We start from the raw sequence: 23,801 nt of genomic DNA on the forward strand, positions 1-23,801 counted from the left end.
GCGGGGCGGCCGCTTTGCGCTCGAAAAAGGGCCTCGAAGGCCCCCATAGCATAATATGTCAGCGCTAGAGCACAGTTTTCTGTCACAATAAAGATTGCTACGGAATTCCTTGGCGATATTCTTAACCGGTTGGAAGCACCGGTAATTCCAGCCTCAGGCGAGGCGTGCCCGGATGAGGCCACGCAGCGAATTGCCCACCAGGACGTCGCTCTTTTCGATGTCATCGGGGCGCAGCACAGCTTCGACGGCCCGGCCGCTCTCCAGCAGCTCTTCCCGCAGCACCCCCGCAAGCAGGCCCGATGCCAGCGGAGGCGTTTTCAGGATGCCGGAGCCGTCATCGAGGAAGAACGAGGTGATGGTGCCCTCGCAAAGCTCGCCGCGCTCGTTGAGCAGGATGACCTCGTCCGCCTCGCTTGCGGGAAATTCGGCGCGGGCCGCAGTGTAGAGGCCACGGCGGGAGGTCTTGTGGCGCAGTAGCGGGTCGTCGGAGGCCAGGCGAGTGGTCGCGAGCTTGACGCGCCAGACGGCATCCGCCGCAAGAGGTACGAAGGCTGCGGTCTGCACGTCGATCCGGCCGTCGGCGAAGAGTTCGAGGCGGATGCGGAGATACGGCGGTTGCTGTGCCTCCCCCCCTGTGGGGGAGAAACCCGGCAGGGCAGAGGGGGGTAGCGCGGCAAACAGGGCGTCGTGCGCCTTTACCGCTCCCGGCAGGCCGAGCGCCTTCGCCGACCGCTCCAATCGCGCCAGATGTCTTTCCAGCCGCACGAAACCGGTGCCGGGTTCGAAGCGCAGGGTCTCGATCAGCGAGATATCCATTGGTCCCCCACGGCGAAACGCGCCTTGAGCAGGCATTCCTCATATTCAGATTCCGCGGTGGAATCGAAGACGATGCCGCCGCCGACATTGAAGACCGCGTTGCCGTCCTCGAACAGCGAGACCGTCCGGATGGCGACGTTGAAGCGCATGGTTCCATCGGGAGCGATGAAGCCGATTGCGCCGCAATAGGCGTCGCGCGGGCCGTCCTCCAGGTCGTGCAGGATCTCCATTGCGCGCATCTTCGGCGCGCCCGTGATCGAGCCGCAGGGAAAGAGCGCGGCGAAAATCTCGCGAATGGTGGTGCCGGGCGTGAGCTTCGCCCGCACATGGCTCACCATCTGGTGCACGGTCGGATAGGTCTCGACGGCAAAGAGTTTCGGCACATGCAGGGTGCCGACCTCGGTGATGCGCGAGATATCGTTGCGCAGCAGATCGACGATCATGCGGTTTTCCGCCTGCGACTTCGGATCGGCCTGCATGGCGGCGATGATGCTGGCGTCTTCGGACGCACTCGCGCCACGCGCGGCCGTGCCCTTCATGGGATGCGTCTCGATCCAGCCGTCGTTGTCGATGTCGAAGAAGAGTTCCGGCGAACGGGACAGCAGTTTCGGGCCGTCGAGGGAGACGAAGGCGCCGTAGCGCACCGGCTGGCGTTCGATCAGCGACCAGAAGGCGGCAAGCGGATCGCCGTTCCAGCGCGCGCGGATCGGCATGGTGAGGTTGGCCTGATAGCAGTCGCCCTGTCGTAGATGCTGGTGCAGGCGGTCGAAGCGGCTGCGGTAGCTCTCGAAATTCCAGTCCGCCTTCGGCTCTGTCAGGAACGGCTCGTTTTCGGTGCGTTGGCGTGGTCTTGCCAGTGGGTGGCCATCCGCCGCCGGTTTTTCGAAGATGCCGAAGCTCATCAGCGGCGTTGGGCGGTGTTCCTCGGCAAAGGGGGCGAGCTTCTCCTCGAAGAGATGGCCGGCCTCATAGCTCATGAAGCCGGCGATCCAGTGGCCTTTCGCCTGCGCAGCCTGAAGCGCCGCGAAGGCCGGCTCGAACCCGGCGCGGTCCCGCACGGTAACGACTGCCAGCGGATCGGCGAAAACCACCGTCCGGTCCTCGCGGTCGTCCCTGAGGAGCACAAAGCGTTCGCGGTCGGTCATGCAGGCGGCGTCCGGCTTCCGTTTCGATTACGCCTTATCAAGCGCTTCCAGTTCGTCGATCAGCCCCTCGATCATCGACAGTCCCTTGCTCCAGAACGACGGATCGCTCGCATCGAGACCGAAGGGCTTGAGAAGCTCCGTGTGATGCTTGGTTCCACCGGCCTTCAGCAGGTCGAAATATTTCGCCTGGAAGCCCGCCTCGGCCTGGCTGTAGACGGCGTAGAGCGAGTTCACGAGGCAATCACCGAAGGCATAGGCATAGACGTAGAACGGCGAGTGAATGAAGTGCGGGATATAGGCCCAATAGGTCTCGTAGCCCTCGGAAATGCGGATCGCCGGGCCGAGGCTCTCTTCCTGCACGGAGAGCCAGAGTTCGCCGATCTGATCGGACGTGAGCTCGCCTTCCTTGCGGGCGGTGTGCACCTTGCGCTCGAATTCGTAGAAGGCGATCTGGCGCACGACCGTGTTGATCATGTCCTCGACCTTCTGGGCGAGCATGGCCTTGCGTTCGCGCTTGTCCTTGGTCTTGTCGAGCAGGCTGCGGAAGGTCAGCATCTCGCCGAAGACCGAAGCGGTTTCGGCCAGCGTCAACGGCGTGGACGCCATCAGCGCGCCCTGGCCGCCGGCCAGAACCTGATGCACGCCGTGCCCGAGTTCATGGGCGAGCGTCATCACGTCGCGCGGCTTGCCCATGTAGTTGACGAGCACATAGGGATGCGCCGACGGAACGGTGGGATGGGCGAAGGCGCCCGGAGCCTTGCCGGGGCGAACCGGCGCGTCGATCCAGCCCTTGTCGAAGAATTCCCGGGCGATATCGGCCATTTCAGGTGCGAAGGCGCCGTAGGCGGCAAGAACGGTGTCGCGGGCTTCGTTCCACGGAATGACCGCGTCGGGCGTTTCCGGCAGCGGCGCATTGCGGTCCCAGAACTCCATCTGCTCCATTCCGAGCCACTTCGCCTTCATCGCGTAGTAGCGGTGGGACAGGCGCGGATATGCGTTGCGCACGGCTTCCGCCAGCGCCGCGACGACTTCGGGCTCGACCCGATTGGCGAGATGGCGGCTGTCGGCGATGTCGGCGAAACCGCGCCAGCGGTCGGAGATTTCCTTGTCCTTGGCGAGCGTGTTGGTGATCAGCGTGAAGGTGCGGATGTTGTCCTTGAACGTCTTGGCCAGCGCTTCGGCTGCCTTGCGGCGGGCGTCGCGGTCAGGTGACTGCAACTGGTTGAGGGCGATTTCGAGCGGCAGTTCTTCCCCGTCGATCGTATAGCGCAGCGATGCCATCGTCTCGTCGAACAAGCGGTTCCAGGCGGCCGCGCCCGTCATGGACTTCTCGAGGAAGAGCTGTTCCGTCTTGTCGTCGAGCTGGTAGGGCTTGTCCTTGCGCAGGTCCTCTATCCACGGGCGATAGTGCGCTGCCAGCGCATCGTTTTTCAGCGCAGCCTCTATGCGGTCGTCGGCTATCCTGTTGAGTTCAAGGGAGAAAAACAGGAGATGCGCGCCGAGGTCGGTCAGCTTCGCCTGGATGTCGCCGTAGAACTTGCCGTTGGCCGGCTCGGTCGTATTGGTGAAATAGGTGAGGCCGGCAAAGGAGATGAGGCGGCCCATCACGTCTTCCAGTGCCTCGAATTCGCGCACCGCCGCGCCGATGCCCTCGTCACCGGTCTTTTCGGTGGCGGCGTCGAGCTTGCCCTTCCATCTGGCCTCGAAGGCGAGCGTATCGGTTTCGGCCTTCTTCATGTCGGCCTGGAATTCGGGTGAAGTCTGCGAAGGATAGAGATCGGTGAGGTTCCAGCCGGGAAGGTCGCCCAGTTCGGCGCTTGCGGCGGCTTCGGCCGGGGCGAAGGTGATCCGGGGCTCGGGGAAATTGCGGGTCATCTCTATCTCTCTTCCAGAATGGGCAGATCGGCGTCCTGCTTGCGTCGGCAATGGTTAAAATGCAAGCCTTTCTCAAAACGGCATGTTCAACCCTTTCTGCCAAGGTCCACCGGTATTCAGTTTCCCGGGGCACGCATGACGCGTGCCTTAGGCAAGGAGGTTCCAGTGACGGCCCATATTCTTGTCATCGATGACGATCCTGTCCAGCGCCGGCTTCTCAAGAACATGATCGAGCGTTCCGGCCATGTCGCCCATATGGCGGAAAACGGCCGCGCGGGCCTCGATCTGCTCGATCGCAAGGGCGGCCTGATCAATGTGATCCTGCTCGACCTGATGATGCCGGAGATGAACGGTACGGCGTTTCTCGAAGTGCTCGCCGAGCGCGAGAACACCATTCCCGTCATCGTGCAGACGGGGCAGGGCGGCATCGAGACGGTCGTCATGGCCATGCGCGCCGGCGCCTTCGATTTCGTCGTGAAGCCGGTATCGCCGGAGCGTCTGGGCGTTGCCGTCGGCAATGCGCTCAAGATGGACCAGCGCGAAGGCCGCAGCCGCGCCGGGCGCCGCAACCGGGCCGAGACGATCCATTTCGAGGACATCATCTCGGCGAGCCCGGAAATGCTGCGGGTCATCGAGCTTGGCCGCCGCGCCGCGCAATCCAATATTCCGGTCGTGCTGGAAGGCGAGTCGGGCGTCGGCAAGGAAATGGTGGCGCGTGCCATCCAGGCCGCGAGCGACCGGGCCAACAAGCCCTTCGTCACCGTCAATTGCGGCGCCATTCCGCACAATCTGGTCGAGAGCATCCTGTTCGGCCACGAGAAGGGCGCCTTCACGGGCGCGACGGAGCGCCATACCGGCAAGTTCATGGAGGCCGACGGCGGCACGCTGTTCCTCGACGAGATCGGCGACCTGCCGCTCGAAGTGCAGGTGAAGCTGCTGCGCGCCGTGCAGCAGGGCGAGATCGAGACGATCGGCGCGCGTTTCCCGCAAAAGGTCAATGTGCGCCTGATCTCGGCGACCAACCGTGACCTCATCAACGAGGTGCGCGAGGGTCGCTTCCGCGAGGATCTCTACTATCGCCTGAACGTCTTCCCGATCACGATCCCCGCGCTGCATCGCCGCAAGGAGGACATCCCGGTCCTGGTGCGTGCCTTCGTCCAGCGCTTCGCAGGCGAACAGAAGCTTGCCCGGCCGCTCGGCGTATCGGCCGGCGCGATGGCGCTTTTGACGGCCTATGACTGGCCGGGCAATATCCGCCAGCTGGAAAATGCCATCTTCCGCGCCGTGGTTCTGGCGGAAGGCGATGAGCTGACGGCCACGGACTTCCCGCAGATCGCGGCGCAGGTTCCCGGCTACGGCCTTGCGGAAAACGGCGGGGTGAATTTCGAAGCCGTGGCGGCCCGTGCGCCGGAGCATTCCATGGACAGCCGCCTGCCCGGCGTCTATCCGGATTTCCGCGCCGCCGAGCCCGTGGAAACGACACCCGACAACGCCATTGCGAGCGTCGACAGGGGCGGCCATGTGCGCAAGCTGGCCGATGTGGAAGAGGAACTGATCCGCTTTGCCCTGAAGTTCTATCATGGCCAGATGAGTCAGGTTGCCCGCAAATTGGGCATCGGGCGTTCGACTCTCTACCGGAAACTGAAGGACTATGGCATCGATCCTGACGATCCGATGAAGGAAGCCGCGTAAAAACTGCTGGAATCCCCGTTACTTGAGATTTCCTGATTGCCGTTTATTCCCTGTTAGTGGATTGTTCACTATAACGGGTGCGCGAGGATGAGTGTGGCCGATTTGCCATGCTCTCACCGCATTTGGCATTCATCTGAGGCAACGGACGCTCGTTGTCCTTCGGACGGGGAAAGAGTTGGCAAATTTGTTCGCATCGATGAAGCGCACGGGGACCTCCCTGAGCAGCCTGTGCAGGACCGTATTGCATAAGCTGCCCAAGGTCGTGACCACGGCTGTGCTCTCGGCTGCCCTCGTCCTGCCGGCGGCCATTCCTGCGACGGTCCAGGCCGAAAGCGGCAACCGCACGCTCAAGCTCTATTACATCCATACGAAGGAAAAGGCCGAGATCACCTTCAAGCGCAACGGGCGCTACGATCAGCGCGGCCTCAAGCAGCTCAACAACTTCCTGCGTGACTGGCGCCGCAACGAGCCGACGAAGATGGACCCGCGCCTCTTCGACCTCGTCTGGGAGGTCTACCGCAAGACCGGCGCGACGGGTTATATCAACGTCGTTTCCGCCTATCGTTCGCCCGCGACCAATTCGATGCTGCGCACGCGCTCGAAGGGCGTCGCCAAGAAGAGCCAGCACATGCTCGGCAAGGCGATGGACTTCTACATTCCCGGCGTGAAGCTCTCGACGCTGCGCGCCACCGCCATGAAATTCCAGGTGGGCGGGGTCGGCTATTACCCGACATCCGGCTCGCCCTTCGTGCATCTCGATGTCGGCAGCGTGCGGGCATGGCCGCGCATGAGCCGCCAGGAACTCGTCCAGCTGTTCCCCGATGGCAAGACCATGCACGTGCCCACGGACGGGCGGCCTCTGCCGGGCTATGAGCAGGCCGTGGCCGATTACAAGCGCCGCGTCGGTTCGAACGCCATCCAGGTGGCGGGCGGTGGTTCGTCGCCGACGGCGTCCAAGCGCAAGGGCGGCTTCCTTGCCGCTCTGTTCGGCGGAGGCGGCGACGAGGATGAAGAACCCGAAATGATCGCAAGCACCACGGCGATCGCCGACGACTTCGACGAAGGCGTGGCATCCGGCCGGAAGTCGACACAGCAGGCCGAGCAGCCTGTCGCCGTCGCGGCCGAAACGGAAGTCGCCTTCACCGCGCCGGTTCCGGGCAGCCGTCCCGCCTTCAAGTCGAACGAGACCGCAAGCGAGCTTGCCCTCGTCGCGCCGACGACGAGCGGCGCCGTGGCAGCCCTCGAAGCCGCGACGACGGAAGGCCAGAAGCCCGAATTCGAAGATCTCGCCGCCTACAAGATTCCGCTTCCCGTATCGCTCGGTGCCCGCGGCCAGGCGGGCGACGCCCAGCCTGCGCAGCCTGAGACCGTCATGACCGCCGAGGCGACGACGGAGGATGCGGAGGAACTGGCGATGGTTCCCGTGCCGGGCCTGCGTCCGCAGGTCGAGCTCGACAAGTCGCAGACGGCACTGATGGCTGCCGCGGAAGCGGATGTCGCGCTGCCGACGTCCGCCGACCGTTCCGGCCTTGCCGCGCTCGGTTCGCCAGCCACCGGTGTGGAGGGCGATCCGGTCGAGATGGCAGCACTTGCATCCGATCGTAGTGCGACCCGCTCGCTTTCCGGCGTCGACGCCTTTGAAAACAATGCCGCGGCCGAAGAAATCCCCACGAAGGGCGGTCGTCCGAAGAAGAAGGATGCCGAAGCCGCGAACCGTGGCGCCATCCGCACGGAGCCGAAGGCAACGCAGAAGATCCTGTCGCAATGGGCGCTGGCCCAGGACAGCGTCTCGACGAATGCCAAGCCGGTCAAGGCGCCCCGTTTCGTCAGCCGTACGTTGCGCGCCGCGCCGACGACGGTCTATCTCGCCGGCTTCCAGCCGGAGGGCAGGTCCGTGGACTCGGGCCGTTTCAGCGGAACGGCGGTGAACTTCATGGAAGTGCGCAAGTTCGATCGGGCTGAAAACTAGGCCCGTCCCACGCCTCAAAGAAAAACCCCGCTGGAGCGATCCGCGGGGTTTTTTCTTGGCACTGATGTTTCGGCTTATTCGGCGTTCGGCGGCAGCTCGATCATGCCGAGGGCCTGCAGGTAGGTGTCGAGGATGGCTTCCTGCTCCATGCGCTCGTCCTTGTCCTGCTTGCGGATCTGAATGACCTTGCGCAGGATCTTGGTGTCGAAGCCGGTACCCTTGGCTTCGCCATAGACGTCCTTGATGTCGTCGGCGATGGTTTTCTTTTCTTCTTCGAGACGCTCGATGCGTTCGATGAAAGCGCGAAGCTGGTCGCGTGCGACGCCGTGGGCATCCGACATGATGTTCTCCTTGGGTGGGCTAGAAACTCGTGAGGGCCGTGACTTGCCGTGAACTTCCGGCAAGATCAAGACCTATCGCGCAGTCCTTCAGGATTTTCGCAACGGTGTCGCCTATTCCTTCGGGCGGTTGGCCTCGAAGGCGGTCTTCTGCGCGTCGGAGGCGTCGCGCTGATAGCGGTCGCGCCATTCCTCATAGGGCATGCCGTAGACGATCTCCCGGGAGCTTTCCTTGTCGAGCGGCACGCCGGCTTCGTTCGCCGCATCGCGATACCAGTTCGACAGGCAGTTGCGGCAGAAGCCGGCGAGGTTCATCAGGTCGATGTTCTGCACGTCGGTGCGCTCGCGCAGGTGCTTCACCAGCCGGCGGAAGGCGGCCGCCTCGAATTCGGTCTGCTGCTCTTTGCTCAGTTCGGTCATGGTCTCGGCCTCAGTAAGGTCCCGTGCGGGACGGGAATATCTCGTATGTGTGCAGGCTTTCGTCTGCATTCAACCGCGCGAATATCGGTGCCAGGCGATCGGCCCATCGCGCGATCCCCGCGGCATCGCCGATCTCGTCCTGGCGGATCTCGATGAGCGCGTGCGCGATCCCCGGCTTCATACAGTGGCGGAACATGGTGTCGCCGCGCAACGCGCCGTCATAGGGTTCGTTGTCGCCGACCACCACGTCGCCCGGTGCCTCCAGTGCCGCAAGCAGCGGGCGTACGGCACGATGGTCACTATCCCACAGCACCGTGACCTGCCAGGGACGCGCAACACCTTTCCAGGCGGGTGTGAAGGAGTGCATGGACAGAACGAGCGGTGCCTTGCCGGTCTTCTCGGTGACGGCGGCGATCGTGCTGGACACCGCATCGTGATAGGGGCGATGATAGGTATCGAGGCGATATTGCCATTCTTCCGGCGTGATCGGGTGATTGCCTGGAACGATCGCGCCGTCGGAAATGCGCATGACGAGCGTCGGGTCGTCCTCGCCGCGATTGGGATCGATCAGCAGGCGGGAAAAGCGGCTCATGACCACAGGCGCGTTCAGACGCCGGTTGAGGCCCCGAACGACGCCCTCGACGCCGATGTCGTAGGCGATGTGGCGTTCGAAGGCGCTTTCCGGCAGGCCGAGGCGGCCGTAGCGCGCGGGCACGAGATTGGTGGCATGGTCCGCCAGGATGACGAGCCCGAGTGAAAGGTCGCCATCGATGATTTCGAAAGGAGGATGGTCCAGCATGTCTCTTGCCGTCTGCGTGTCACACAAGCCGATTGATCGCACGGGGTGGTGTTGCCCGCAAGAAGTGTGGCCTCGCCCGCCGGAAGGATTCACTGCGTTGTCGTTAAAATGTAATCGATTAGTGTTGCGTTGACATTCATGCCCCGCCGTCGCAAGAAAGCGCATATTCAAATCAACGGAGTTCCATTGGAAGCCGTGAGAACCAAGAGCAAACGCCCGTTTTTCCCGAAAGCCAGCGGCCTTCTGCAGGCCGGTCTTTTTCTCGCATCGGCTTTTTTCGCCCTTTCCGTTCCCGATGCCGCAAAGGCGGAGTTCCGTGTGTGCAACGGAACCCAGAACCTGGTTGGCGTCGCCATCGGCTATCGCGCCAAGGAGGGCTGGATCAGCGAAGGCTGGTGGCAGGTGCCCGCCACGACCTGCGCGACGCTGATCGAGGGCGAGCTGCAATCGCGCTACTATTATCTCTATGCCGAAGACGCCGCCCGCGGCGGCCGCTGGACCGGTGACGTCAACATGTGCGTCGCCGAAAACGAGTTCAAGGTCACCGGTGTCGAAGACTGCTTCGCACGCGGGTTCCAGCGCATGGGCTTCAAGGAATATGACACGGGGCGGCAGGGAAGCTGGATGGTACAGCTTTCCGATACGCCCGGCACGCAGGAAAGCCAGAACTGATGAGACGGAACAGAAAAGTCAAAATCCTCGCCACGCTCGGACCCGCATCGGCTGAAGAGCAGATGATCCAGAAGCTGCACGAGGCGGGAGCAGACCTGTTCCGCATCAACATGAGCCATGCCAGCCATGACCTCATGCGCACGCTGATCAGCCGCATCCGCGCTGTCGAGGCCCGTTGCGGCCGCCCGATCGGCATTCTCGCCGACCTTCAGGGCCCGAAGCTGCGCGTCGGCAAGTTCGCCAAGGGATCGGAAGAACTCACGCCCGGACAGACCTTCACGCTCGACAACCGTGACGAGCCCGGCGACAACACCCGCGTTTTCCTGCCGCATCCGGAAATCCTGGAATCCGTCAAGGCCGGCGACCGGCTCCTCATCGACGACGGCAAGCTGCATCTTCGCGCCGAAAGCGCCGACGGCAAGGCGATTGTCTGTACCGTCGTTTCGGGCACCAAGATCTCCGACCGCAAGGGCGTGAGCCTGCCCGATACGCTGCTCGGTGTCGGCGCACTCACGGAGAAGGACCGCGTCGACCTCGACGCCGTGCTGGCGACCGGCAGCGTCGACTGGGTCGCGCTTTCCTTCATCCAGCGCCCGGAAGACCTCGTGGAAGTGCGCAAGATCGCGCGCGGCCGCGTCGGCCTGATGTCCAAGATCGAAAAGCCGCAGGCCGTCGAGCGCATCGATGAAATCATCGAGCTTTCCGATGCGCTGATGGTGGCGCGTGGCGACCTCGGCGTGGAAATGCCGCTCGAAGCCGTGCCGGGCATCCAGAAGCAGCTCATACGTGCCTGCCGCCGCGCCGGCAAGCCGGTCGTCGTTGCGACCCAGATGCTGGAATCGATGATCTCCGCGCCGGTGCCCACCCGCGCCGAGGTTTCCGACGTCGCGACCGCGGTGTTCGAAGGCGCCGACGCCGTGATGCTTTCGGCCGAGTCCGCTTCCGGTGCCTATCCGATCGAGGCTGTCTCCACCATGGCGTCCATCGCCAGCACGGTCGAGCGCGATCCGCATTATCCCGGCATCATCTACGCGCAGCGTTCGACGCCGGAAGCCACGGGCGCCGACGCCATCTCGCTTGCCGCGCGCCAGATCGCCGAGACGCTGCAGCTGTCGGCCATCGTCTGCTACACCTCGTCGGGCACGACGGGACTGCGCGCCGCCCGCGAGCGGCCCGAGGTTCCGGTCCTGGCGCTGTCGCCGGTCATCGAGACGGCCCGCCGTCTTTCGGTCGTGTGGGGTCTGCACTGCGTCGTCACGGGCGATGCCGAGGACCTCGACGACATGGTCAACCGCGCCTGCCGCATCGTCGTGGCCGAGGAGTTCGGCAAGCCGGGCGACCGCATCATCATCTCGGCCGGCGTTCCCCTGCGCACACCGGGCGCCACGAACATGCTGCGCATCGCCTATATCGGAGCCGACGGCGTCAGCGGCGTCTGAGCCGCAGGCTATCCGTGACGTCCTTGGCAAGGCGGGCTTCGGCCCGCCTTGCTGATTCCTGGAGGTCGCGATCGCGACCGGCGATCTTTTCGATGGCCTCGATCGCGAGGTCGGTCACGATGTAATCCGGCTTGTGACCGAGGTCGCGGATCCAGACGAGTTCCGATCCGGCAATGTCGCGGGCCAGCCCGCGGGAATGGATTTCCTCGTAAACGATCCCGTCCGAATCGCCCGTGACGATAACCGTGGGCGTACGGATTTCCCGATAGCGGGGTTGCACGCGGCGGACATAGTCAAGCAGGCTCGCAACGTCGATCGCATTGTTGCGGAACGTCGCCGGACGCAACACCAGGGCGGGGCCCGTCGCATCGACATAATCCAGCGGCCGCGGATTCGGATCGAAGACGGAAAGCGATCCGCTTTCGATGCGCGTAAGGCCGGCCGGCATCGCCACGATATGGCTGAACAGCCAGCCGACCACCGGCAGCTTCGCGATGTCATAGTACCAGTCGACACCGCCCGGCCAGGGATGGGTCGCGGGGGCGAGGAAAAGCAGGCCGGCGGTCTTCTCCGGATGTTCCAGTGCGAAGCTCGCAGCGATGGCGCCGCCGAAGGAGTGGCCGACGATGATCGCCCGCTCCATGCCGCGCGCCTCCATCAGGCGGGCGATGGCGCGGGCCTGCCCGTCGGGCCGAGCGTTTTCAGGGCCGCCACGGTCGGAATAGCCGTGGCCGGGCCGGTCGAGAAATAGCAGGTCGGCCCGGCCCTCCAGCGCCGGACGGAAGGCGTGCATGGGGTCGCGCAGATTGCCGCTTGCGCCGTGGATGAAGACGATCGGCGGCAGGTCGGCCTCTCCGCCGGCGGGCACGAACACGCTGTTCATGCGCATGCCGCCGATATCGATGCGTTCGCCGACATTGCCGTAACGCCGTTCGAGAGACTGCGTCTGCCATGCGCTGAAGAGAAAGCCGGCAAGCGCCAGGGCAAAGGGGACGGCGAGGAGGGCTGTCAGCATGGAGGCGCGGCGCTGCATGGAGAAGGGGATAACGCTGTCTGGTCTACAGCGCTTTTACGAGGACGGAGCGATGGCGGATCACCCGCGGGTCAGGTCCTCTGTCCCGTCAGCTTTTCGGCGAGTTCACCGAGCGCCTTCTGCGCCTGCCGCTCGGTCGGATAGACAAGGAGGAAACGCTCCCAGGCTTTCAGCGCCAGCTCGTCCCGCCCGGTCTGGGTCATGATGCCCGCCATGCCGGCGAGCGCGCCGAAGTGGCGGGGCTCAAGCCGCAGGACCTGGTTGATGTCGGACATCGACTTGCGATAGTTGCCCATCTTGAAATGCAGCGTGGCGCGCCGGTTCCAGCCCTCCGCATAGTCGGGCCGCAGGCGAATCGCCTCATCGAGGAAATCGAGCGCGGCGGCGTTCCGGTTTTCTTCGACGGCCTTGTCCGACTGCTGGATGAGGAAGTTGATGGTGGCGCTGCCGGAATCCTGCCACTCGCGGCGGATCTGGTTGGCAATGCCTTTCGCCTTGTCGGGATCGCCCTCGCGCTTCAACTCGACGAAAAGCTTGTCCACACGCTGTGCCTGAGTCGTGAAGGCACCGCCGGACGATGGATCGACGGAGACCTTGTCGGGCTGCTGTGCCCATGCAGCGGCCGGAGCCGTGCCGGCAACGGCGAACGAAAGGAGCAATACGGGAAACGAGAAAAAGCGCATGGCGGTCATGGTAAACCGCCAGCGCGCAACTTCAAACAGTTTTTCGATCATCACTGTCCGCACGAGGGGACAGGCAGACGCGATCAGCCCTGACGAGCCTTGAAGCGCGGGTTCTGCTTGTTGATGATGTAGATGCGGCCCTTGCGGCGAACAAGGCGGTTCTCGCGGTGGCGAGCCTTGAGCGACTTGAGCGAATTCTTGATCTTCATTTTTCTGATCCGCGTATTGCAGGGCGATGGACTCGCCGGATTTCCTCAATCAAAAACGCGCCGTTTCGGGCGCGCTTTCAGGTTGGGCAGGCATGTAACCCGTGACATTTCCGCTGTCAACCACAGGCGCCGGGTTTTCCGCGACGATGGCCGGTTTTCCAGCCTCTCTCAATCGAAAATCTGGGTGACATGCCCCATCTTGCGGCCCGGACGGGCTTCCGTCTTGCCGTAGAGATGCACGAGCACGCCGGGGCGGGCGAGCCAGGCGGGAACGTCGTCGATATCGTCGCCGATGAGATTCTGCATCACGCAATCCGAGTGGCGGCGCGGGTCGCCGAGCGGGTGGCCGGCGATGGCGCGGATATGCTGCTCGAACTGCGATACCACGCAGGCCGCTTCCGTCCAGTGGCCGGAATTGTGCACGCGCGGCGCGATTTCGTTGGCCACGAGCCCGCCATCCGGCAGCACGAAAAACTCGACGCCGATAACGCCCACATAGCCGAGATTGTCGAGAATGGCGCGGGCAGCCTTGCGGGCGAGATCCGCCGTCGCCTCGCTCACCCGGGCGGGCAGGGTGGAGGTGTGGAGAATACCGTTGGTATGAACGTTCTCCGCCGGATCGTAGCAGGCGATGGTGCCGTCACGATCGCGCGCGGCGATGATCGAGATCTCGCGCTCGAAGGGCACGAGGCTTTCGAGAATCAGCGGCACGCCGCCCAGCGCCTCGAAAGCGCCATCGCGGTTTTCGGCCGGCGAGCGGAAGACGCGCTGGCCCTTGCCATCATAGCCGAGCCGTCGCGTCTTGAGCACGCCGACGCCGCCGAAGTGATCGAGGGCGGCCTCGAGGTCGCCCTGGCTGTCGACGGCAGCGAAATCGGCGGTGAGGATGCCGCAGTCACGGATGAAGCTTTTTTCGACCAGCCGGTCCTGCGAGACTTCCAATGCGCGCGGCGGCGGATAGACCGGAACGGCGGCGGCCAGCGCCTGGGCGGCGGCGACGGGCACGTTCTCGAATTCGTAGGTGACGACGTCGCAGATGCGGGCGAGCTCGGCGAGCGCGTCGGCGTCGTCATAGGCCGCGACGATCTGGCCGTTCGCCACCTGTGCTGCCGGACAATCGGCCTGCGGCTCAAGGATGACGGTGCGCAGGTTGAGACGTGCAGCCGCCATGGCGAGCATGCGGCCGAGCTGGCCGCCGCCGATGATGCCGATCGTGCGTGCGGTCATAGCGGGCCGTCCACGGGATATTCCGCCACCGTGTTCGTCTGTGCCTCGCGCCATTCGTCGAGGCGATGGGCGAGTTCCGGGTCGTTGAGCGCCAGGACCGCAGCCGACAGCAGCGCAGCATTGACGGCGCCGGCGCGGCCGATGGCGAGCGTTCCGACGGGAATGCCGGCCGGCATCTGGACGATCGACAGCAGGCTGTCCTGGCCGGAAAGCGCCTTGGACTGGACCGGCACGCCGAACACCGGCAGCGGCGTCATGGCCGCGGCCATGCCGGGAAGGTGCGCTGCGCCGCCGGCACCGGCAATAATGATCTTGAAACCCTCGGCCTTGGCGCCGCGCGCGAAGCTGTAGAGCCGCTCGGGCGTGCGATGCGCCGAAATGATACGAGCCTCGTAATCCACGCCGAGCGCATCGAGCGTGTCGGCGGCATTCTTCATCGTCTCCCAGTCGGACTGGCTACCCATGATGATGGCGACGGGGGGCGTTTCTGTGGTGTCCAAGGCGTCTCGTCCGGTTCAGGCGATGATATCGGGAATGATCTGGTCTTCCAGCTTGGAAATCTTGTCCTTCAGGACCAGTTTCTTCTTCTTCATGCGCTGGATTCTCAGGGCTTCGCAGCCGGTCTGGATCATGGCGTTGATGGCTGCGTCATAATCTTCATGCTCCTGGCGAAGCCGTGCGACCGCAAGCCGCAATTCCGCCTGGTCCTGATCTGCCATGCTGCTTTTCCCCGTCGTCGGAAACAGCGGTTGGCCCGCTTGCCTCCATTCTCAATCAATCGTGCTCCTATCACGAAACCCGTGGTAACGGGAAGTTATCCCTTGCCACGTTTTCGCCTTCGACAAATGAAAAATGAAATGGCACACTGACTTTGTTGCAACCTGGACCATCCGGTCCGTGCTGGACCGGGTGAAAACAAAAGGAAGGAACTGTCACATGACGATTGAGGCTCACCTGGCTACGCTGGAAAAGAAGCATTTCGCTCTGGAGGAAGAGCTGCATGCTGCGGTCACGCGTCCCTCCTCGGAGGATCAGACGATCGCGGAGATCAAGCGTCGCAAGCTGCGCATCAAGGATGAGATCGAGCGGCTTCGCTCGGCACACTGAAGACAGGAATTCCACGGAGAATATTCGGGAGCACGTCGCGGAACAGACGGTCTGTATGGGAAGATCAGGGTAGGAGCCCGTTCCGCGAAACCGCTTCCCACAATGGAAATACAGCAATAGAAATCATCGATGTCGTGACGCCCTGGCACCCGGATTTCCGTGCTGGGGCGTTCTGTTTCAGGACCAGAACTGGTCGAGCCAGAGGTTGAGCCTGTCGAAGCCCTTCGCATTGATCGCGTAGATGCGCTTCGTGCCCTCGGACGTCACGCTGACGAGATTGCAATCCAGCAGCGCCCTCAGATGCTGCGACACCGCCGGCCGGCTGATCGGCAACCCCTCGGACAATTCATTGACGGTGCGTGGCGCCCGGCGCAATTCCTCCAGCAGGAACCTGCGGTTGGGATCGGCAATCGCCGCAAAGGGATCAGGGTTCGCCATGGCCGAACGCTATGGCAAAGCAGCATTTCCGGCAAGTATTTTGTGCGCTGCGGCAATGCTCAGGTGAAGGCGAGGATGCCGTCATAGACGAGCTTCGTGCCCGCGATCAGAGCCATGGAGTACATGAAGGGATAGAACACTTCGGGCTTCATGCGCTTGACCATGAAGCCCCCGAAGGCCGTGGCGGCAATTGCAAGCGGTACCAGGGTCGCGGAGATGGTCAGGTTCGTCGTGTCGAGCTGGCCGAGCGCGAAATAGGGGCCGAGCTTGATGAAGTTGAGAATGGCGAAGAACCGCACGGCTGCACCCGTGTAATCGCGCGGCGGCAGTTTGAGCGGCAGGCCGTAAACCTGGAAGGGCGCCCCGCCGGCATGGGCGACGAAGCTGCCATAGCCGGAAAGTGTGCCGAAGAAGGCCGCGGGCAGCAGGCGATGCGGCTTCGGTTCGATGATGTGGCCGTGGCGGACGCGCCAGCTGTTGTAGAAGTAGCGCAGCACGAACAGCACGGTGATGAGGCCGATGATGAGGCGTAGCGCATCGCGCGGCACATAGGCCGAGGTGGCCCAGCCGATGGCGATGCCGAGCAGGGCGCCCGGCAGCATCATCTTCAGGAGCTGGCGGTTGTTGTGCTTGCGCCATATCCAGAGCGACACCCAATCCATCACCACGAGAATGGGCAGGAGGATCGCCGCGGCCTGGACCGGCGGCACCGCCATGGCGAGCAGCGGCACGCCCATGAGGGCAAGCGCCTCGCCCATGCCGCCCTTGGTGAGGCCGACGAGAAGCACGGCGGGAATGGCGGCGTAATAGATGGTAGGGTCTATGGACATTGCGGACGGTTGATCCTGTTCGTCCTTCCGTCTATCCGCTTTGTTCTGTTATGACGAGCCTGGCTATCGCAAATCCTAGGAAAGTGCCTTTCATGTCCGATGTCGAAAACCGCTGCCGCCTGGTGCTGATCCTTCCGGAAGGCGATGACCTTTCCGCGCGGGCGGCAATGCTGGAGGGCGCGCTGAAGGGCGGTGACGTGGCGTCGGTCATCCTGCCGCAATACGGCCTCGACGACAGCGCGTTCCAGAAGCACGCGGAAGTGCTGGTGAAGATCGTGCAGGACGCGGGCGCGGCCGCACTCGTTGCCGGCGACACGCGCGTCGCGGGCCGTGCGAAAGCCGACGGCATCCATGTGACCGGCGGACTTGAGGCATTGGCCGAAGCCGTCGAGAAATTCACGCCCAAGCTGATCGTCGGCGGCGGCAATGCCACGGATCGCCACAAGGCGCTGGAAATCGGCGAAATCCAGCCGGACTACATCTTCTTCGGCAAGATCGGCGGCGACATCAAGCCGGAGGCGCATCCCAAGAATGTGGCGCTCGCCGAATGGTGGGCGTCCATGGTGGAAATCCCCTGCATCGTGCTGGGCGGAACGGACCCGCAGTCTGCGCTGGCTGTCGCCGAAAGCGGCGCGGAGTTCGTGGCGCTCGACAAGGCCGTTTTTGCCGAGCCGGCACAGGCGCCCCACATCGTTGCCGCCGTAAATGCACTGCTTGACGAAAAAGCGCCACGGTTTGGGGAATAGTAGCCGCTCATGATCAGGGTCGTCCTTTCGCAAGCTTGCCGTATCGTGCCGGTGGCGCTTCTTGCCGCGGGCGTTTTCACGTGCGCGCCGGCCTTTGCGCAGGTCGCGAAGAAAGGGCCGGCTGTGACTGCCGGCGATACCGGAAAGGAAGACCAGCCGGCGGCGGGGACGCAGTCCGCAACGCCCGCCGAGAAGGGCGGCCAGGCTGATGGTCCTTCCGGCGGCCTGGGCGTTCTGGACCGCATGGGCGCGGAACTTCCCGACCTGCCAGCGGAAAAGCCTTTCACCGGAAAAGTCGACGAGGCCTATGGCGCCTTCCAGCGTGGCCGATACCTGACGGCGATGGAACTGGCTCTGCCGCGTGCGCAGCTGGGAGACCCGGCCGCGCAAACGCTGGTCGCCGAAATCCTCGACCGCGGTCTTGGCGTGAAGCGCAACCGCGATCAGGCGATGTTCTGGTATGAGCAGGCCGCCAATGGCGGCGACCCGACCGGCATGTTCAAATATGCGGTGCTCCTGATGGAGCGCTCGCGCTCGAAGGAGGATCGCAAGAAGGCCGACGAGCTGATGAAGAAGGCGGCCGATCTCGGCAATGCGTCGGCGCAATTCAACTACGCGCAGGTCCTCGTGGCCGACAGCCCGGGCGAGAAAGGCCTGCGCGAGGCTATGCCCTATTATGAGAAATCGGCCGAGCAGGGCATTGCGGATGCGCAATATGCGCTGTCGCAGATTTATATCAGCCTGAAGGACCTGCCGGAAGAAAAGACCAGGCGTGCCCGCGAATGGCTGTTGCGGGCCGCGCGCGCCGGTTACGATACCGCGCAGCTCGACCTCGGCATGTGGCTGGTGAACGGCACGGCCGGCGAGCGGGATTACGAGGCTGGCTTCAACTGGCTGAAGCGCGCCGCCGAAGGTGGCAACGCCGTCGCCCAGAGCAAGCTCGCCCAGCTCTATATCCACGCCATCGGTACGAAATCCGATCCCGTCGAGGCGGCGAAGTGGTTCGTTTTGGCGCGTCGCGCGGGGCTGAGCGATCCCTCTCTGGAGGACTTCTATCTGGGTCTTGACGAGTCGCAGCAGAAGGCGGCGATTACGGCCGCCAACAAGTTCCGCACCGGGTCCTGAGCGGTCCCGTTTACCCTGTTGCACGATCGGTGCCCCTGCTTTGCGTGCCGTGCAGAGGCTTGAGGCTTGAAACTTCGGGGGATTTGTGGTCTTGAGGCCCCACATCCGGTCCCGGTACATTTTCGCGCTGCGGCTTTTGCCGCCCGATGCGCCGGACATTCCCGAAGGACATTCATTTCATGGCACGTTCCGCTCTTCTCAACGTCATGGTTCAGGCCGCCTTCAAGGCCGGCAAGTCGCTCGCGCGCGATTTCGGTGAGGTGCAGAACCTGCAGGTTTCGCTGAAAGGTCCGGGCGACTACGTCTCGCAGGCCGACCGCAAGGCCGAAAAGCTCATCCGCGAGGAACTGATGAAGGCCCGCCCGACCTACGGTTTCCTCGGTGAGGAATCCGAGGAGATCATCGGCACGGACGGCGCGCATCGCTGGATCGTCGATCCGCTCGACGGCACGACGAACTTCCTGCACGGCATTCCCTTCTTCGCGATTTCGATCGCGCTCGAGCGCAATGGCGAGATCGTCGCGGGCGTCGTGCTGAACCCCGGCACGGACGAGCTCTTCACCGCCGAGCGCGGCGGCGGCGCCTTCCTCAACGATCGCCGCCTGCGCGTTGCGGCCCGCAAGAACCTGTCGGATGCCGTCATCGGCTGCGGCATCCCGCATCTGGGCGACGTCAACCACGGCAAGTTCCTCATCGAGCTGCGCCATGTCATGGGCGAAGTCGCCGGCGTGCGCCGCCTTGGCTCTGCCTCGCTCGATCTCGCCTATGTGGCGGCCGGGCGTTTCGACGGTTTCTGGGAGCGCGACCTCATGCCGTGGGACATCGCCGCCAGCGTTCTCCTGATTCGCGAAGCCGGCGGTTATGCAACCGATCTCGACGGCAGCAACGCCGTGCTGGCGAGCGGCACTGTCGTCGCGGGCAACGAATATATCCACAAGGCGCTGCGCGAGGTCGTGCAGCGGCCCGTACCGGCACGCTGACGGGTGAAACACGCGGTGCAGGAATGCACCGCTGTTGCCGCCAAGCCCTTCAATTCGGCTCAATCTTCCACTAGTCTCCGCCCCGACGAGGAAGCGGAGATGCGACTATATGGCTAAGCTGGCGCTGTCGGGCTGGGGCGGAAGCGACGAGACCGGGCACGACGACCCGCACAAACTCTCAAGCCCCATGGCCTTCTTCTGGACGATGGTGATCTTCCTCATCATCGTCGGTTTCGTGGCCGCCATCCTCTTCCGGCAGGCGCAGACGGCGTTCCTCAGCAATCCCGGCCTCAACGGCCTTATCCTCGGCGTCCTGTTGATCGGTATCCTGCTGGTGTTCAATCATGTGCTGGCGCTGCGGCCGGAGGTGCGCTGGTTCAATTCCTTCCGTGCGGCCGGCAGCGCGGAGAAGGTCGGGCGTGATCCGGTGCTGCTGGCGCCGATGCGCGCCTTGATCGGCCGCCGTCATTCGATGACGCTGTCGACCACGACCCTGCGCTCCATTCTCGATTCCATCGCCACGCGCCTCGATGAATCCCGCGATACCTCGCGCTACCTCATCGGCCTGCTCGTCTTCCTCGGTCTTCTCGGCACGTTCTGGGGACTTCTCGGCACGATCGGCTCGATCAGCTCGGTGATCCAGTCGCTCGATGCCGGCGGCGGTACGGCGAACGACATCCTCAATGCCTTGAAGGAGGGGCTGTCCGCGCCGCTTCAGGGCATGGGCACCGCCTTCTCCACGTCGCTGTTCGGCCTGTCCTCCTCGCTGGTGCTCGGCTTCCTCGACCTTCAGGCCGGCCGCGCGCAGAACCGCTTCTACACGGAGCTGGAAAACTGGCTCTCGTCCGTGACCGATGTCGGCTCCGAACATCAGCCGATTGCCGGCGCGCTCGAAGCCTCATCCTCGGCCGACGTGCAGGCGCTGGCCGAACAGATCCTCAAGCTCGCGCAGGATGGCGGCGGCAGCCGTTCGACGGCGGCGATGGCAAGTCTCGCCGAGGGCATTCAGGGCCTCGTGAAGAACATGCGCAGCGAGCAGCAGATGCTGCGGGACTGGATCGAGGCGCAGCAGGAGGAATCGAAGGCGCTGCGCCGCACGCTCGACCGCCTCGTCGCGCGCACGGCCGAGAAGGCTGAAAAAGCCAAGATTCCAGGGGGCGAATAGACATGGCGCTCGCCCGAAACAGGCGCAGCCAACGCACGGTGGATTACTGGCCGGGCTTCGTCGATGCCCTGTCGACGCTGCTGCTCGCCATCATGTTCCTGCTCACCGTTTTCGTGCTGGCGCAGTTCTTTCTCAGCCGCGAGATTTCCGGCAAGGACGACGTGCTGAACCGGCTGACGAGCCAGATCAACGAGCTGACGCAGCTTCTGGCGCTGGAGAAGAGCGGCAAGCAGGACCTCGAGGATGCGCTGGCCAATCTCCAGGTCTCCCTTGCCCAATCGGAAAGCGACCGCACGCGCCTTCAGCAGCTGCTCGACAGCGGCGCCGGCGCCTCCGATGCGGCGAGCGCCCGTGCGACGACGCTCGAAGGCGAGCTTGACGCGGAAAAGCAGGTGTCCGCCCGTGCGATGAGCCAGATCGAACTGCTCAACCAGCAGATCGCCGCCCTGCGCAGCCAGATCGCCGCCGTCGAGGAGGCGTTGCAGGCGTCGGAAGCGAAGGATCAGTCATCGCAGGCAAAGATCGCCGATCTCGGCCGTCGCCTGAACGTGGCGCTGGCACAGCGCGTGCAGGAACTCAACCGCTACCGTTCGGACTTCTTCGGCCGGCTGCGGGAAATCCTGTCGGACCGCGAGAACATCCGCATCGTCGGCGACCGTTTCGTGTTCCAGTCCGAGGTGTTGTTCCCTTCGGGCGGCAGCGATCTCAACGAGGAGGGGCAGGTGGAGATGCGCAAGCTGGCCGCCGCCCTGCTCGATCTCGCGCGGGAGATCCCGCCGGAGATCAACTGGGTGCTGCGGGTCGACGGCCACACGGACAATGTGCCGCTTTCCGGGACGGGACGGTATCGCGACAATTGGGAACTGTCGTCTGCCCGCGCCACGTCGGTGGTGAAGTTCCTCATTGCCAACGGCGTGCCGGCCAACCGGCTGGTGGCCGCGGGCTTCGGCGAGTTCCAGCCGATCGCCGAAGGCGACGATACAACCGCGCGCGCCACCAACCGGCGCATCGAACTCAAGCTGACGGAGAAGTAGCGGCCGGCATCTTTGGGTGCCGACCCGATGGTTCAGGCCGTCGCGGTCAGCTCGCGGCGCGCGCTTCGCCCAGGAAGGCCTGGCCGCCGTGGTCGAACTGCAGCCGGGCGAGACGGGCGTAAAGTCCGCCCTGCTGGATCAGCGACTGGTGCGTTCCCTCTTCCACCAGGCGGCCGCCATCCATGACGAGGATACGGTCGGCCTTCAGCACGGTGGCGAGACGATGCGCGATGACAATGGTGGTACGCTTGCCCATCTGCCCGTCCAGGGCGCGCTGCACCAACGTCTCGCTTTCCGCGTCAAGGGCGGAGGTGGCTTCGTCGAGCAGCAGGAGCGGTGCGTCCTTGAGGATGGCGCGGGCGATGGCGATACGCTGGCGCTGGCCGCCGGAGAGCGTCACGCCGCGTTCGCCGACCATGGTGTCGTAACCCCTGTCGAGGCGCGCGATGAACTCCTCGGCCTGCGCGGCGCGGGCGGCGGCATGGATCGCGTCGCCGCTGACATCAGGCATGCCAAAGGCGATGTTGTCCCGGATCGATGCGGCAAAGATCGTGACATCCTGCGGCACGAGCGCCATGCGGCGGCGGATTTCTTCCGGATCGGCGGCGCGCAGGTCCACGCCATCGAGCAGGACGCTGCCGAAATCGGGATCGTAGAAGCGCTCGACCAGCGACAGGATCGTGCTCTTGCCGGCACCCGAAGGGCCGACGACCGCGACGGTCTCACCCGGCTTCACCGCGAAGGAAAGGCCGTTCAGGCTGCGGTAGCCCGGCCGGGCCGGATAGGAGAAGTGCACATCCCGGAAGGCCAGTTCGCCGCGTGCGGGCACCGGCAGTGCAACCGGATTGGCGGGTGCCGTGATGGCCGGCTGCTCCTCCAGCAATTCGGTCAGGCGTTCGGCCGCACCGGCGGCCTGCGAGAGTTCACCCCAGACTTCCGAGAGCGCGCCGAGGCTGCCGGCGGCGAAGACGGCATAAAGCAGGAACTGGCCGAGCGTGCCGGCCGACAGCGTGCCTGCCAGCACATCGCGCGCGCCGAACCACAGCACGGCGACGACCGAACCGAAGATCATGGCGATGGCGAAGCCGGTCAGAAGCGAGCGGGCGCGGATGGCGCTGCGGGCCGCTTCATAGGCGCTTTCCACTTCGCCGAAAAAGCGGGCGCGGGCCGCATTCTCTGCATTGAAGGCCTGGAGCGTGCGCGTCGCACCGATCGCCTCGCCGGCATATGCGGAGGCGCTGGCAAGCGTATCCTGCGCCTCGCGCGAGCGGCGGCGCACCGAGCGGCCGAAGGCCACGAGCGGAAAGACGATGACCGGAATGGCCGCGATCACCAGGCTCGACAGCTTCGGGCTGGTATAGACCATCATGGCGACGGCCCCGAGACAGAGGATGAGGTTGCGCAGGGCGACGGATGCGGTGGCGCCGACGGCGGACTTGATCTGCGTGGTGTCGGCCGTCAGCCGCGAAACGATCTCGCCGGATTGGTTGACGTCGAAGAAGGCCGGGGAAAGCTTCGTCACATGGGCGAAGACGTCGCGGCGCAAGTCGGCGACGATGCGTTCGCCAAGCGTGATGACGAAGTAGTATCGGAGGCCGCTGGCCAAGGCCAGCAGGCCGGCCAGCACGAAGAGCATCGAGAAGTAGGTGTTGATGAACCCGGCATCGGCGCCCGAAAAACCGTTGTCGATCATGCGGCGCACGGCGATCGGCAAGACCAGCGTTGTGACGGCCGCCAGCACGAGGGCGACCAGCGCGCCGCCGACGAGGCCACGATAACGACCGATATAGGGAGCAAGCCTGCCCAGCGGACGAATATTGCGACGCGCGGTTTTCTGTGCCGCGTTTGTCTCTCTGTCTGTGGACACCATACCCCCGTTTCCAGTGCCTGGCGGCACGAATTCTCTTTCGGCTCTTGTTATCCAGACGGCCTTCATGTATAGGCTCGCCATCGAATTGGGAAGCCGTAGGTCTAGCCGACTGCGGCTTCATTTACGTCTTTGGCTCCGCTGTCGCAATGCGTTGCGACAAATGGCCCCCGGAACAAGCAGGAAGAGTGT

25 protein-coding genes are annotated in these 23,801 nt (G+C 64.1%); 10 read left to right on the forward strand and 15 right to left on the reverse strand.

Translation table 11 applies throughout. The annotated features are described in order from the left end of the window. Positions 1-153 precede the first annotated feature (153 nt). The 3 genes from B5M41_RS04970 to B5M41_RS04980 are packed head-to-tail and all read right to left on the reverse strand — an operon-like array spanning position 154 to position 3,836. Positions 154-816 (reverse strand): aminotransferase class IV family protein, encoded by a 663-nt coding sequence (locus B5M41_RS04970; protein WP_230639995.1) that lies wholly within the window; start codon positions 814-816, stop codon positions 154-156. Next, positions 801-1,961 (reverse strand): aminodeoxychorismate synthase component I, encoded by a 1,161-nt coding sequence (locus B5M41_RS04975; protein WP_134645867.1) that lies wholly within the window; start codon positions 1,959-1,961, stop codon positions 801-803. The genes B5M41_RS04970 and B5M41_RS04975 overlap by 16 nt, the downstream gene beginning before the upstream one ends. A gap of 27 nt (positions 1,962-1,988) precedes the next feature. Continuing rightward, a complete protein-coding gene (locus tag B5M41_RS04980; protein WP_134645865.1) occupies positions 1,989-3,836 on the reverse strand; it encodes a M3 family oligoendopeptidase in 1,848 nt (615 codons plus the stop codon). Positions 3,837-4,001: 165 nt separating this feature from the next. On the opposite strand from B5M41_RS04980, the gene B5M41_RS04985 reads away from it, so the two are divergent. Then, entirely contained in the window at positions 4,002-5,528 is a 1,527-nt protein-coding gene (locus tag B5M41_RS04985) for a sigma-54-dependent transcriptional regulator (RefSeq protein ID WP_134645863.1), read from the forward strand. A gap of 196 nt (positions 5,529-5,724) precedes the next feature. Next, positions 5,725-7,497 (forward strand): DUF882 domain-containing protein, encoded by a 1,773-nt coding sequence (locus tag B5M41_RS04990; protein WP_134646231.1) that lies wholly within the window; start codon positions 5,725-5,727, stop codon positions 7,495-7,497. A 74-nt stretch (positions 7,498-7,571) separates the two neighbouring features. On the opposite strand, the gene B5M41_RS04995 is transcribed toward B5M41_RS04990, so the two are convergent. From B5M41_RS04995 to B5M41_RS05005, 3 genes are all read right to left on the reverse strand, one after another. Continuing rightward, entirely contained in the window at positions 7,572-7,838 is a 267-nt protein-coding gene (locus B5M41_RS04995; protein ID WP_134645861.1) for a DUF2312 domain-containing protein, read from the reverse strand. Between the two features lie 111 nt (positions 7,839-7,949). Then, positions 7,950-8,255 carry a DUF1244 domain-containing protein gene (locus tag B5M41_RS05000; RefSeq protein WP_134645859.1) on the reverse strand — a complete coding sequence of 102 codons (306 nt, stop codon included), beginning with the start codon at positions 8,253-8,255 and terminating at the stop codon, positions 7,950-7,952. Positions 8,256-8,265: 10 nt separating this feature from the next. Continuing rightward, positions 8,266-9,054, reverse strand: coding sequence for an N-formylglutamate amidohydrolase (locus tag B5M41_RS05005; protein ID WP_134645857.1), 789 nt, complete (start codon positions 9,052-9,054; stop codon positions 8,266-8,268). A 243-nt stretch (positions 9,055-9,297) separates the two neighbouring features. On the opposite strand from B5M41_RS05005, the gene B5M41_RS05010 reads away from it, so the two are divergent. Both B5M41_RS05010 and pyk read left to right on the forward strand, forming a co-directional pair. Next, on the forward strand, positions 9,298-9,726 hold the full coding sequence (locus tag B5M41_RS05010; RefSeq protein ID WP_134646229.1) for a DUF1036 domain-containing protein: 429 nt from the start codon (positions 9,298-9,300) through the stop codon (positions 9,724-9,726). Further along, positions 9,726-11,165 carry a pyruvate kinase gene (pyk, locus tag B5M41_RS05015; RefSeq protein WP_134645855.1) on the forward strand — a complete coding sequence of 480 codons (1,440 nt, stop codon included), beginning with the start codon at positions 9,726-9,728 and terminating at the stop codon, positions 11,163-11,165. The genes B5M41_RS05010 and pyk overlap by 1 nt, the downstream gene beginning before the upstream one ends. Here the strand turns inward: pyk and B5M41_RS05020 are convergent. From B5M41_RS05020 to B5M41_RS05045, 6 genes are all read right to left on the reverse strand, one after another. Then, the gene (locus tag B5M41_RS05020) at positions 11,152-12,180 is read right to left on the reverse strand and encodes an alpha/beta fold hydrolase (RefSeq protein ID WP_134645853.1); all 1,029 of its coding nucleotides are present in this window, start codon (positions 12,178-12,180) and stop codon (positions 11,152-11,154) included. The two genes, pyk and B5M41_RS05020, sit on opposite strands and share 14 nt — an antisense overlap. 89 nt (positions 12,181-12,269) lie before the next feature. Further along, complete coding sequence (locus B5M41_RS05025; RefSeq protein WP_134645851.1) at positions 12,270-12,890, reverse strand: tetratricopeptide repeat protein; 621 nt, start codon at positions 12,888-12,890, stop codon at positions 12,270-12,272. Positions 12,891-12,964: 74 nt separating this feature from the next. Continuing rightward, positions 12,965-13,090, reverse strand: a complete 126-nt coding sequence (gene ykgO, locus B5M41_RS05030; protein ID WP_024271182.1) for a type B 50S ribosomal protein L36 — start codon at positions 13,088-13,090, stop codon at positions 12,965-12,967. A gap of 168 nt (positions 13,091-13,258) precedes the next feature. After that, positions 13,259-14,317, reverse strand: coding sequence for a 5-(carboxyamino)imidazole ribonucleotide synthase (locus tag B5M41_RS05035; protein WP_134645849.1), 1,059 nt, complete (start codon positions 14,315-14,317; stop codon positions 13,259-13,261). After that, positions 14,314-14,781, reverse strand: coding sequence for a 5-(carboxyamino)imidazole ribonucleotide mutase (gene purE / locus B5M41_RS05040; protein ID WP_134646227.1), 468 nt, complete (start codon positions 14,779-14,781; stop codon positions 14,314-14,316). Before purE ends, B5M41_RS05035 begins: the two co-directional genes overlap by 4 nt. Before the next feature lie 51 nt (positions 14,782-14,832). Then, entirely contained in the window at positions 14,833-15,036 is a 204-nt protein-coding gene (locus B5M41_RS05045; protein ID WP_134645846.1) for a YdcH family protein, read from the reverse strand. Between the two features lie 217 nt (positions 15,037-15,253). Between B5M41_RS05045 and B5M41_RS05050 the strand changes: the two genes are divergently transcribed. Further along, positions 15,254-15,424, forward strand: a complete 171-nt coding sequence (locus B5M41_RS05050) for a YdcH family protein (protein ID WP_134645844.1) — start codon at positions 15,254-15,256, stop codon at positions 15,422-15,424. 177 nt (positions 15,425-15,601) lie between these two features. On the opposite strand, the gene B5M41_RS05055 is transcribed toward B5M41_RS05050, so the two are convergent. Together B5M41_RS05055 and B5M41_RS05060 are read right to left on the reverse strand one after the other, a co-directional pair. Continuing rightward, complete coding sequence (locus B5M41_RS05055) at positions 15,602-15,862, reverse strand: ArsR/SmtB family transcription factor (protein WP_134645842.1); 261 nt, start codon at positions 15,860-15,862, stop codon at positions 15,602-15,604. A gap of 59 nt (positions 15,863-15,921) precedes the next feature. Further along, positions 15,922-16,692 (reverse strand): sulfite exporter TauE/SafE family protein, encoded by a 771-nt coding sequence (locus B5M41_RS05060; protein WP_134645840.1) that lies wholly within the window; start codon positions 16,690-16,692, stop codon positions 15,922-15,924. A 92-nt stretch (positions 16,693-16,784) separates the two neighbouring features. Between B5M41_RS05060 and B5M41_RS05065 the strand changes: the two genes are divergently transcribed. The 5 genes from B5M41_RS05065 to B5M41_RS05085 all read left to right on the forward strand — a co-directional run bounded on the left by B5M41_RS05065 (position 16,785) and on the right by B5M41_RS05085 (position 21,742). Next, positions 16,785-17,438 carry a thiamine phosphate synthase gene (locus tag B5M41_RS05065; RefSeq protein WP_134645838.1) on the forward strand — a complete coding sequence of 218 codons (654 nt, stop codon included), beginning with the start codon at positions 16,785-16,787 and terminating at the stop codon, positions 17,436-17,438. Between the two features lie 9 nt (positions 17,439-17,447). Then, positions 17,448-18,563: a tetratricopeptide repeat protein gene (locus tag B5M41_RS05070; RefSeq protein WP_134645836.1), complete on the forward strand. Its 1,116-nt coding sequence runs from the start codon at positions 17,448-17,450 to the stop codon at positions 18,561-18,563. A 179-nt stretch (positions 18,564-18,742) separates the two neighbouring features. Further along, positions 18,743-19,543 (forward strand): inositol monophosphatase family protein, encoded by an 801-nt coding sequence (locus B5M41_RS05075; protein ID WP_134645834.1) that lies wholly within the window; start codon positions 18,743-18,745, stop codon positions 19,541-19,543. Positions 19,544-19,652: 109 nt separating this feature from the next. Further along, positions 19,653-20,708 carry a MotA/TolQ/ExbB proton channel family protein gene (locus B5M41_RS05080; RefSeq protein WP_134645832.1) on the forward strand — a complete coding sequence of 352 codons (1,056 nt, stop codon included), beginning with the start codon at positions 19,653-19,655 and terminating at the stop codon, positions 20,706-20,708. Between the two features lie 2 nt (positions 20,709-20,710). Further along, positions 20,711-21,742 carry a peptidoglycan -binding protein gene (locus B5M41_RS05085; RefSeq protein ID WP_134645830.1) on the forward strand — a complete coding sequence of 344 codons (1,032 nt, stop codon included), beginning with the start codon at positions 20,711-20,713 and terminating at the stop codon, positions 21,740-21,742. Between the two features lie 46 nt (positions 21,743-21,788). On the opposite strand, the gene B5M41_RS05090 is transcribed toward B5M41_RS05085, so the two are convergent. Beyond that, a complete protein-coding gene (locus B5M41_RS05090) occupies positions 21,789-23,612 on the reverse strand; it encodes an ABC transporter transmembrane domain-containing protein (protein WP_134645828.1) in 1,824 nt (607 codons plus the stop codon). Positions 23,613-23,801 lie beyond the last annotated feature (189 nt).

This window comes from Shinella sumterensis, from assembly GCF_004514425.2.
GTDB lineage: Bacteria > Pseudomonadota > Alphaproteobacteria > Rhizobiales > Rhizobiaceae > Shinella > Shinella sumterensis.